The following is a 10,544-nucleotide window of genomic DNA, read 5'->3' as shown; positions in this document are numbered from 1 at the left end:
CGCAGCGGGCTCATCAGGTCAGGATATCCCCGCGCCGATCCGGCCAATCGACCACGCGTGGCCTCCCCGGACGCACGGATGCCGTGCCCCCGCGAGGCGGCAGGGGCACGGCATCCAGGAGACGGGTTACTTCTTCTTGCCGGCGGCGCGACGATCCGCGCGGTTGTTCGCGGCGGGCTCGGGGGCGTCCGTGCGCTGGCCGAACGCGCCACGGGCGCCGGTCGGCGCGGCCTGAGCCGCGGGCGCCTGCGCCTGGCCTGCCTGGCGCAGACGGTTGGTCGCCGCCTGCTGCACCTGACCGCGGTCGTTGCGGACCTCGACCTCACCGGCGTCGTTCGCGGCGGAGTACTCCAGGCGCTGACCCTCGACGGCGGCCGGGGCGAGACCCTTGGCCTCGACCTGGGCCCCCTCGACGCCGTCGCCCTTCCGGACCTCGACCTCGAGGTTGTAGAGGAAGCCGGCCGACTCCTCCTTGATCTGCCCCATCATCGACTGGAACATCTGGTAGCCCTCGCGCTGGTACTCGATGAGCGGGTCGCGCTGGGCCATGGCACGCAGGCCGATGCCGTCCTTGAGGTAGTCCATCTCGTAGAGGTGCTCGCGCCAGCGGCGGTCGAGCACCTGCAGCACCACGCGCCGCTCGAGCTCGCGGAGCGCCGGAGCTCCGAGCGCCTCCTCGCGGGCCTCGTACGCGATGCGCGCGTCGGAGATGATCTCGCGCTTCAGCCCCTCGGGGGTGATGCGGCCCTTGTTGCCGCCCGCCTCGGCGACGACCTCGTCGATCGTGACGCTCACGGGGTACAGGGTCTTCAGCTCGGTCCACAGGGCGTCGAAGTCCCACGACTCGGTGTGCCCGCTGCTGGTGTGGTCGTCGATGATCGCGGTGATGGCATCCTCGATGAAGTGCTGCACGCGGTCGGCGATGTCGTCGCCCTGCAGCATGTGCCGGCGGTCGGCGTAGATCGCCTCGCGCTGGCGGTTGAGGACGTCGTCGTACTTGAGGACGTTCTTGCGCATCTCGGCGTTGCGCGCCTCGACCTGCGACTGGGCGCTCTTGATGGCGCGCGAGACGAGACCGGATTCGATCGCGACGTCGTCGGGGAAGTTCGTGCGGGACAGGATCGCCTCGGCCGCTCCCGACTGGAACAGGCGCATGAGGTCGTCGGTGAGCGACAGGTAGAACCGGCTCTCGCCGGGGTCGCCCTGACGACCCGAACGACCGCGCAGCTGGTTGTCGATGCGGCGCGACTCGTGACGTTCGGTGCCGAGCACGTACAGGCCGCCCGCCTCGGTGACCTTCGCGGCCTCCTCGGCGACGGTGTCGCGGACCGCCTGGTAGACCGAGTCCCACTCGGCCTCGTACGCGTCGGGCGTCTCGACCGGGTCGAGACCCTTCGCCTTCATCTCCGACACCGCGAGGAACTCGGCGTTGCCGCCGAGCATGATGTCGGTACCGCGGCCGGCCATGTTCGTGGCGACCGTGACGGCGCCGAGGCGGCCCGCGCGGGCGACGATCTCGGCCTCGCGCGCGTGGTTCTTGGCGTTGAGGACCTCGTGGCGGATGCCCTTCTTCGACAGCAGCCGAGACAGGTACTCGCTCTTCTCGACGCTCGTCGTCCCGACGAGGACCGGCTGGCCCTTCTCGTGCCGCTCGGCGATGTCCTCCACGACCTGCGCGAACTTCGCCGTCTCGTTCTTGTAGACGAGGTCGGGCTGGTCCTTGCGGATCATCGGCTTGTTCGTCGGGATGGGGACCACGCCGAGCTTGTAGGTCGACATGAACTCCGCCGCCTCGGTCTCGGCCGTGCCGGTCATGCCGGAGAGCTTTTCGTAGAGGCGGAAGTAGTTCTGCAGGGTGACCGTGGCGAGGGTCTGGTTCTCGGCCTTGACCGGGACGCCCTCCTTCGCCTCGATCGCCTGGTGGATGCCTTCGTTGTAGCGGCGCCCGACGAGGATGCGGCCCGTGTGCTCGTCGACGATCATGACCTCGTCGTTCATGACGACGTAGTCGGTGTCGCGCTTGAAGAGGGCGATCGCCTTGATCGAGTTGTTCAGGAACGAGATGAGCGGCGTGTTCGCCGACTCGTACAGGTTGTCGATGCCGAGGTAGTCCTCGACCTTCTCGATGCCGGGCTCGAGCACGCCGATGGTGCGCTTCTTCTCGTCGACCTCGTAGTCGACGCCCGCCTCGAGGGTGCGCGCCAGCTTGGCGAACTCGGTGAACCAGCGGTTGGCCTCCCCCGACGCGGGGCCGGAGATGATGAGCGGCGTTCGCGCCTCGTCGATGAGGATCGAGTCGACCTCGTCGACGATGGCGAAGAAGTGACCGCGCTGCACGAGGTCCTCCTTGCGCCAGGCCATGTTGTCGCGCAGGTAGTCGAAGCCGAATTCGTTGTTCGTGCCGTAGCTGATGTCGGCCTCGTATTGCTCGCGGCGCACGTCGGGCGTCTGGCCCGAGACCACGGTGCCCGTGGTCATGCCGAGCGCGCGGTACACGCGCCCCATGAGCTCGGACTGGTAGCTCGCGAGGAAGTCGTTGACCGTGATGACGTGGACGCCCTTGCCCGCGATCGCGTTGAGGTAGGCGGGCAGGGCCGCGGTCAGGGTCTTTCCCTCACCGGTCTTCATCTCGGCGATGTTGCCGAGGTGCAGGGCCGCGCCGCCCATGATCTGCACGTCGTACGGACGCTGTCCGAGCGTACGCTTGGCCGCCTCGCGCACGGCGGCGAACGCCTCCGGCATCAGCTGATCGAGCGTCTCGCCGGCCTCGTACCGGGCGCGCAGCTCGACGGTCTCGTTGCGCAGCTCTTCGTCGGTGAGCTGCTCGTAGTCCTCCTCGAGGGCACCGGTCGCCTTCACGACGCCCTGCAGTCGGCGGAGGATGCGCCCCTCTCCGGCGCGCAGCAGTTTCTCGAGCGGATTGGCCACGAAGCATCTCCATCTATCGGGTGCGGCGCCCTCGTGGACGCCGGCCTGCGCACAGGCATACACGGTCATGTTATCCGTGTTATCGGTTCGTGACCTGCGAGCCTGCTGGCTTTCCCGACGCCCCCTCGCGCCCGTAGCGAACACCCGGCCCGCTCCGAAGTGCCCGGCCTAGGATCGAGCCATGGCCGGTTTCTGGGGTAAGAGGAAGCGCGAAGAGCAGGATGCCGCGGATGCCGATCTGGCGCGTCGCGCCGAGCTCGCCATCGTCGCCGCGGACGAACGCGTCCGCCTGACCTCCGACGAACTCGACTTCGCGCGCGCCGAGCTGGGAGACAAGGCCACGGAAGACCTCGCCGCCGCCCTGGACTCGGTGAAGGTGCACCTGGCCGAGGCGTTCCAGCTCCACCAGTTGAACCACGACGAGATCCCGGACACCAAGGAAGAGCTGCGCACGCGTAACGCGCGCATCATCCAGCTCTCCCAGTGGGCGGAGGATCTCCTCGAGGAGCGCACGTTGGTCCTGCAGCCGAAGATCGACGCGGTGCGGCGCGCCCCCGAGACGCTCGCTCGCGTGCGGGCCGACCGCGACCGTCTCGCCGAACGAGTGCCGCACGCGCGCGAGATCGTCGACCGACTCGCGCAGCGCTACAGCCCCTCCGCCCTCCAGCAGGTCGCCGGGAACCCCGACGAGGTCCAGCAGCTGCTCGACTTCGCCGTCCACACCGCCGGGGTGTCCGAGCGCCGCCGCGAAGCCGGTCAGCGCGAGCAGGCATCCGTGGCGCTCGAAGCCGCGACCGAGGCGGTTCGTCGAGCGGAATCGCTCCTGGATGCCGTGGACACCTTCGAGATCGAAGCCCTCCGCGCCGAATCCACTCTGGCGGCGGTGATCGACGATTCTCGCAGCGACCTGGTGGACGCGCGGCGCGGTCCGCAGACGCCGACGGTGCTCCAGGCCATGGCGAGCCTCGAACGCGAGCTCCAGGCGCTCCCCGCGTCGGGCTCCCGCACGGACCCGTTCAGCGCCCTCTCGTCCCTCCGTCAGGCGAACGCCGACCTCGACCTCGCCCGGGAGCGCGCCGCCCGACCGCTCCCCTCCCAGCAGCAGGTCGAGCACGCGATCGACGACGCGGACCGTCAGCTCGCGGTCGCCCGCGGCCTCATCACCGGGCACCGGGGCTGGATCGGCGCCGACGCGCGCACGCGCTTCGTCGAGGCCGAGCGCCTCCGCGCGGGGCTGCCGCTCGGTCCGATCCCGGAGGAGCAGCGCGAGGTCGTGCTGGCCACGGCGCGGCGCGCCGGAGGCCTGGCGTCCGAGTCCCTGCAGCTGGCGCAGCGCGACATCGAGCAGTCCCGCCCCGACGATTGGGGCGGCAACGGCTATGGCCAGGGCGGCTACGGGCGCGGCGGCGGCATGGGCGGCGGGAACATGGTCGGGGGCATGCTCGGTGGCCTCGTGATCGGTTCGCTCCTCGGCGACATCTTCGACGGCTGAACCCGTCATCGACGACAACGGGGCCCCGTCCGGATGGACGGGGCCCCGTTGCTCGTTGGGCTCAGGACGCGACCGCGACCTCCGGCGAGGCCTGCGTGCCCAGCGCGATGACACCGTAGTCCCAGCCCTTGCGGCGGTAGACGACACTCGGGTGGTCGGAGCGTGCGTCGATGAAGAGGAAGAAGTCGTGGCCGACCAGCTCCATGCGGTCGACGGCGTCCTCGACCGTCATCCACTCGGCGTCGAATTCCTTCTGCCGGATGACGACGGGGCAGTACTCCTCTTCCTCGGCGGCGTCCGCCTGCACGGGAACGGATCCCGTCGCGACGGCGCGCAGCACGTCGACGGACGCGGGCTCGAGGTCGATGCCGGCCAGTTCACCGGTGCCCTTCTCGAACTTGGCACCACGCGGGTGGTTTCGGGCGTCCACGCGCTTCTGCTTCGCCCGGCGTATCTGCTCCGAGATCTTGTCGACGGCCAGGTCCAGAGCGGCGAACTTATCGGCATCCGTCGCTTCCGCCCGGACCACGGGACCCTTTCCGTCGAGGGTGAGCTCGACGGTGTCGTCCTCCATCCGGCCGTTGCGATAGGACCGATGCGTCACCTTGACCTCGAGCGCGTTCGCGCGGGGCGCGAGGTGCTCGATCCGGCTGACCTTCTCTTCGACCACCGAGCGGAATCGGTCGGTGATACCGACCCCCACGCCGACGATGCTGGTGTCCATCCGTGACCTCCTTGTTCCGGGTTCCGCCCGGTCTAAGGGCGGAACAGCCGTCGCCTTCAGTCATCCCCACGGTAGTCGCGTGGACACCTCCCTGTCACGTCTCAATCACCTCCGATTCACGTGTGGATCCGCTGCGTCGCGGCGTGCGGGCGAGAGCCACGGCGGTCACCTCGGTCGCCCCCGCCGCGCGGAGCGCCGCGACGGCTGCGCCGAGCGTCGCGCCGGTCGTGAGCACGTCGTCCACGACCACGACGGGGCCGGGCGGCAGCGCGCGCACCGCGAACGCACCGGCCACGTTCGCCCGGCGGGCGGCCCGCCCGAGACCGCGCTGATCCGCCGCCGTGCGAGTGAGTCGGAGCAGCGGGACGGGCCGCGCGCCCGCGCGTCGGGCGAGCAGATCCACCGGCCGGTAGCCACGCCGGCGGTCCCCCGCGCGGGAGGGCGGCACCGTGGTCACCGTCGCGGCCGGGGGCGCCGCGCGCAGGGCCTCGGCGAGCGCGGGTGCGAGTGCACGGGCGAGACCCGTGCGCCCCTCGGCCTTCAGCGCGCGGATCATCCGGGCCACGACGCCGTCGAACTCGAGGGCGCTGACGACCTCCACGCCGGGCACGAGAACGTCGCGCCGCACCCTCGGCGCCAGGTCGGCCCGGCATCCCTCGCACACGTCGACATCCAGCTCGCCGCAGCCCGCGCACGCGACGGGGAGCCAGAACGCCGATGCCTCGACCGCCGCGGCGCGGACGCCGGCGGCGAGGCCGGGAAGCAGAGGTGCCATGGCGACAGGATGCCGCGCGGACGCCGGTCCGCGACGCAGCCCGGGCGCCATCCGTGGACGGATCCGCGACTCCGCAGCCCGGGGAGGAGGGGTCAGGACGTGGTGCCCTGCTGAACGGCGAGGACCCGGATGTCGCTCGCGACGAGCGTCCACGAGCTGCCGCGACGACTGAACAGGCGCCCTGTCGCATCCAGGATGCGGACACTCGCGCTGCCGCCCGCGATCGCCTTCGCGTCCTCGGGCACCGGACCGACCGTGCCGCGCCCGCCGACGTTGAGTTCGTCCAGGTGCCCGGTCCCGTCCACTGTGGTGAGCACACCCACCGTCGAGTCGTCCAACCACGCAAGATCGAACGCGCCCGGCTCCGAGAACGACAGCACGTGGGGCGCGCCGAGGCTCACGCCCGTGCCTTCGCGGACGATCCCGGCGAGCCACACCTCGCGTACCCCCGCCACCGTGACGACGGCGGCGACGCGCGTGCCGTCGCGCGAGATCTGGAATGCGACGACCTCGGAGGCATCCGGCCACGCGTTCCCGATCTCGCGGGGCACGCCCTGGGGCGAGTACGCCCGCAATTGAGAGGGTGCAGAACGCGGGACGCTCCAGATCTCTCCGTTGGAGTCGATCGAGGGCGACAGGAGCCCCGGACGGTCGTCGAGCAGGAACGTCCCGCCGTCCGCGAGCGCGCTCGCGACGGTGCCCTGTTGAGTGAGGACGGCCGCGAGGCTGCGGTCGGCCTCGAGCTCGATGCTCGCGGGTGCGAGCGATTCCACAGCGCCCGAGAGCGTGGGGATCGCATCGACGGCGTCGCCGTTCAGCACTCCGAACTTCCCGTCGGAGTTCAGGACGGCAGGCGACGGGTCGACGCGGGTGACCTTCACGGGGAGCTCGGTCGCGGCGATCGGGGTCCCGTCGACCGTCATCTGGACGTCGCTGATCCCCGCGGTCGCCAGGCTGCGCGACAACTGCGTCTGCATCCGGTCGAGCGTCGTGCGGTCCAGCCCGAGCGCCGCCTGCGGCAGCTGGACCTGGGCGACCCCGCTGGTGGACAGGGTCACCGACCGTCCCACCAGCGAGAGGCCGTCGGGGAACGCGTTCTTGACCGCGCCGTCGAGCCACGCGCTGGGCTTCCCGTCGACCAGCGCGGTCGTCACGCGGCTCGCCACCAGCGGCCGCGGGAACCAGCGGACGTCCGGGACGATGTAGCTCCAGGACGGATCGAAGTACGCCACGGATGCCGCCTGGTAGACGGTCGGGAACACCTCCTCGTACAGCACGACACCGTCCGGCGCGGACGTGATGCGCCACTGGTCGTTGACACGGGCGAGGGTGAACGGGAGGGATTCGGTAGCCCCGCCCACCGCCGGGGAGTAGGCGCCATTGGCATCCACCCCGGCGATCGTGGAGAGCGCCACCGTGACCGAGGTGCCGTCCGCATCCGCGGTGGCCCGGCGATCGGCGAGGCGGTCGATCGTGACGCGCGCCCGCGGGTCCCAGGAGGTTCCGGGGGCGAGGAAGAGCTTCGCCGTCGCCCAGTCGTCGGCAGGGCCCGAGCCGGCGCGGAGGAACCCCTCGACGATCTCGGCCGGGGATGCGCCGTCCTGCGGGCCGTCGGGGACGAACGCGAACGCCTGAGCATCGTCCCCCTGCGGACCGCGGCCGGGATTGACGTAGCCCGTCGTCGGCAGACCGGTGCACGCGGAGAGCACCAGCACGAGGAGCAGGCTCAGACCCGCGAATGCGCGCTTCACGACGACGCCCTTCCCTGGCGACCGAGTGAGATGGGTTGCGTCAGACCGAGCGCTTCCAGGGCGCCGCCCTGTTCGTCGTCGGGCACGAGCGGCAGCGGCGACCCCCCGAGCGGGCGTCCGTCGCGCGGCAGGGTGAGCAGGAAGTTCGAGCCGTGACCGAGCTCTGACCACACCGACAGCGAGCCGCCGTGCAGCCGCGCGTCGCCGAGCGCGATCGACAGCCCGAGCCCGGTCCCGCCGATCGTGCGCACGCGCGACGGATCCGCGCGCCAGAACCGGTCGAACACGCGCTCCACGTCCTCGGGTCGCATGCCCAGACCGAAGTCGCGGACGCTGAGGGCCACGGCATCCCGGTCGCTGTCGACCGTCACCACGATCGGGCGTCCCTCTCCGTGCTCGATGGCGTTGCCGAGGAGGTTGCGGACGATGCGCCGCACGCGCCTCCCGTCCATGTCGATCGGGGTGTACCCGCCCGGGGCGACCAGACGCACGTCGCTGCCGTGCTGGTGCGCAAGCTGCTCCATCGAGGCGATGACGTCCTCGGCGAGGTGGGCCATGCTCGTCGGCTCCCACTCGAGCTGCACCGATCCGGCGTCGTACCGGCTGATCTCCAGCAGGTCGGTCAGGAGGAGCTCGAACCGCTGCACCTGGGCGTGGAGCAGCTCCGCGGCGCGCGCGGTGGTCGGATCGAACTCCGAGCGCTGGTCGTTGATCATGTCGGCGGCGAGGCGGATCGTCGTCAACGGCGTGCGGAGCTCGTGAGAGACGTCGGACACGAATCGCTGCTGCACGAGCGACAGGTCGGCGAGTTCCTTGATCTGCGCCTCGATGCTGTCCGCCATCGCGTTGAACGACCGGTTGAGCGTGGCCAGTTCGTCCTCGCCGCGCACGGGGAGCCGGACTCCCAGATCGCCCGCCGCGAGCTTCGCGCTGGTCTCCGCGGCATCCGCGATCGGGGTGGTCACCGAGCGCAGCACGACCCATGCGATCGCCCCGATGAGCACCACGAGCACGAGGCCGACCACCCACAGCAGCACCTGCACGAACGCGAGGGTCTGAGCGGCGCTGGTGAGGTCGTACCCCATGTAGAGCTCGTAGTAGTCGACACCGTCCTGCGCGGGGAACCGGAGCTGATGACCGACCAGGATGCCGGGAACCTCGCGGCCCGTGTCGGACGGCAGCGCCACGGACTGCCACCACTGCAGGTCCGGGTTGGACTGCACCTGCGTCCGCAGCGCGTCCGTGACGATGCGGGAGTCGAACGACGGCGAGATGAAGGGCTGCGGAGCGAGCGGCGACGGTGGGCCGATGCGGTAGAGCGCGATGAGGTCGCTCGAGGACTGCTGCGACAGGCGCGTGGCGATCCCGTTCATCAGGGTCTGCGCCGCCGCCGGGTCGGTGGAGTCCACCGCCGCGTCGAGCGTCGCCTGTGCGGCGGCGGTGGCCCGCTGCGCCTCCAGCAGCACCTGATCCTTGCGCGCCGTGAACAGCTCGTTCTGGATGACGAGCGCCATCGCCACGCACGTGACGAGAATGGTCGCGGCGGTGAGCGAGACGGCGATCACGATCGTGCGGAACCGCAGCGAACGCCGCCAGAGGGTCGCCACCCGGTCGCGCACCCGGCGCCAGTCGGTCCGCCGCCCGACCCGGGAGACGGGGAGCGTGCGCACCGCGCCGGTCATGAGGACCTCAAGCCACCGCGCCGGCGCGATAGCCGACCCCGCGCACGGTGGTCACGATGCGGGGGTTGTCGGGATCGGCCTCGATCTTCGCCCGCAGGCGCTGCACGTGGACGTTCACCAGACGCGTGTCGGCCTTGTAGTGGTAGCCCCACACCTGTTCGAGCAGCATCTCGCGGGAGAACACCTGTTGCGGCTTCTCCGCGAGGGCGACGAGGAGTTCGAACTCCAGCGGGGTGAGGGCGATCGGGCTGTCGCCCCGTCGGACCTCGTGCGCGGCGACGTCGACGACGAGGTCGCCGATGCGCAGCGTCTCGTCCACCGGAGCCTGCGCGGGACGCAGCCGCGTCCGGATGCGGGCGACGAGCTCCTTCGGGTTGAACGGCTTGACGATGTAGTCGTCGGCCCCCGACTCCAGGCCCTTCACGACGTCCGCGGTGTCGGTGCGGGCGGTCAGCATGATGATCGGGATGCCGGATTCCGCGCGCACGCGCGTGCAGATCTCGATCCCGTCGACGCCCGGCAGCATGAGGTCGAGCAGGATCAGGTCGGGACGCTCGCTGCGCCACGCGTCGACCGCCTGGGCGCCGTCCGCGCAGAACACCGTCTCGAATCCCTCGGTGCGCAGCACGATGCCGATCATCTCGGCGAGCGCGGTGTCGTCGTCGACAACCAGGATCCGTGAAGTCATCGGGTGTACGTCTTCCGTCTCGGCCCCATTCGGAAACGGGCAATGCGCCACGGGTGGGGCGCGCATCACCCCCGAGCGTAGTCGACGCGTGCGGCATGAGGCCGAGCGTGTCGGGGGTGTGTGACACGATGAACGCGAAGCCGATGCCGAGGAGGCCGCCATCGTGACCGCGTACCCCGCCTGGACTCCGGCTTCCCGCGCCGGAATCGTGCCTCTCCACCCCTACGGCTTCGGGACGATCCTGGGGCGCTCGTTCGTGGCCCTGCGCCACAACCCCCGTGTGCTGCTCGGCTTCGCCCTGGTGGTCCAGACCGTCGGGTACGTCGTCGTCACCGTGGCCATCGCGGCGGTGGGGGTCGCGAGCTTCTCGCGGCTGGCCACGCTCGTCCAGGGCAGCGAGGAGTTCGACGCCGTGATGGTCGGATCCATCGCCCTGACGGGCCTCACCGCCCTCGTGCTCGGGGCGCTCGCCGGGGCCCTCGGCATCCTCGTCCAGGCCGTCGT

At 70.7% G+C, this 10,544-nt stretch carries 7 protein-coding genes and 1 pseudogene; 2 read left to right on the top strand and 6 right to left on the bottom strand.

What is annotated here, in order from left to right; translation table 11 throughout:
- Positions 1-126 precede the first annotated feature (126 nt).
- Complete coding sequence (secA, locus tag I5G_RS09920) at positions 127-2,928, bottom strand: preprotein translocase subunit SecA (RefSeq protein ID WP_022878920.1); 2,802 nt, start codon at positions 2,926-2,928, stop codon at positions 127-129.
- Positions 2,929-3,109: 181 nt separating this feature from the next.
- Here secA and I5G_RS09915 point away from each other — a divergent pair, with 181 nt between their 5' ends.
- Complete coding sequence (locus I5G_RS09915; RefSeq protein WP_022878919.1) at positions 3,110-4,420, top strand: hypothetical protein; 1,311 nt, start codon at positions 3,110-3,112, stop codon at positions 4,418-4,420.
- 61 nt (positions 4,421-4,481) lie between these two features.
- Here the strand turns inward: I5G_RS09915 and raiA are convergent, their stop codons facing one another.
- The 5 genes from raiA to mtrA form a co-directional block, all read right to left on the bottom strand.
- Positions 4,482-5,144, bottom strand: coding sequence for a ribosome-associated translation inhibitor RaiA (raiA, locus tag I5G_RS09910; RefSeq protein ID WP_022878918.1), 663 nt, complete (start codon positions 5,142-5,144; stop codon positions 4,482-4,484).
- Positions 5,145-5,238: 94 nt separating this feature from the next.
- Positions 5,239-5,919, bottom strand: a complete 681-nt coding sequence (locus tag I5G_RS21730) for a ComF family protein (protein WP_051038738.1) — start codon at positions 5,917-5,919, stop codon at positions 5,239-5,241.
- A 92-nt stretch (positions 5,920-6,011) separates the two neighbouring features.
- Positions 6,012-7,670: an LpqB family beta-propeller domain-containing protein gene (locus tag I5G_RS09900; protein WP_022878916.1), complete on the bottom strand. Its 1,659-nt coding sequence runs from the start codon at positions 7,668-7,670 to the stop codon at positions 6,012-6,014.
- Entirely contained in the window at positions 7,667-9,352 is a 1,686-nt protein-coding gene (gene mtrB, locus I5G_RS09895) for an MtrAB system histidine kinase MtrB (protein ID WP_022878915.1), read from the bottom strand. Before mtrB ends, I5G_RS09900 begins: the two co-directional genes overlap by 4 nt.
- A 7-nt stretch (positions 9,353-9,359) precedes the next feature.
- Positions 9,360-10,040 (bottom strand): MtrAB system response regulator MtrA, encoded by a 681-nt coding sequence (gene mtrA / locus I5G_RS09890; RefSeq protein ID WP_022878914.1) that lies wholly within the window; start codon positions 10,038-10,040, stop codon positions 9,360-9,362.
- Positions 10,041-10,203: 163 nt separating this feature from the next.
- Between mtrA and I5G_RS21725 the strand changes: the two are divergent.
- Positions 10,204-10,544, top strand: a pseudogene (locus I5G_RS21725) (hypothetical protein); the annotation flags it as partial.

Source organism: Microbacterium sp. B19, assembly GCF_000333395.1.
Classification (GTDB): domain Bacteria; phylum Actinomycetota; class Actinomycetes; order Actinomycetales; family Microbacteriaceae; genus Microbacterium.
This window is presented reverse-complemented; position numbering and strand designations above follow the sequence as displayed.

Bases quoted from the DNA above. Each gene is read 5' to 3' on its own strand.
- mtrB (WP_022878915.1), bottom strand. From the start codon at position 9,352: ATGACCGGCGCGGTGCGCACGCTCCCCGTCTCCCGGGTCGGGCGGCGG.
- I5G_RS09915 (WP_022878919.1), top strand. From the start codon at position 3,110: ATGGCCGGTTTCTGGGGTAAGAGGAAGCGCGAAGAGCAGGATGCCGCG.
- raiA (WP_022878918.1), bottom strand. From the start codon at position 5,144: ATGGACACCAGCATCGTCGGCGTGGGGGTCGGTATCACCGACCGATTC.
- I5G_RS21730 (WP_051038738.1), bottom strand. From the start codon at position 5,919: ATGGCACCTCTGCTTCCCGGCCTCGCCGCCGGCGTCCGCGCCGCGGCG.
- mtrA (WP_022878914.1), bottom strand. From the start codon at position 10,040: ATGACTTCACGGATCCTGGTTGTCGACGACGACACCGCGCTCGCCGAG.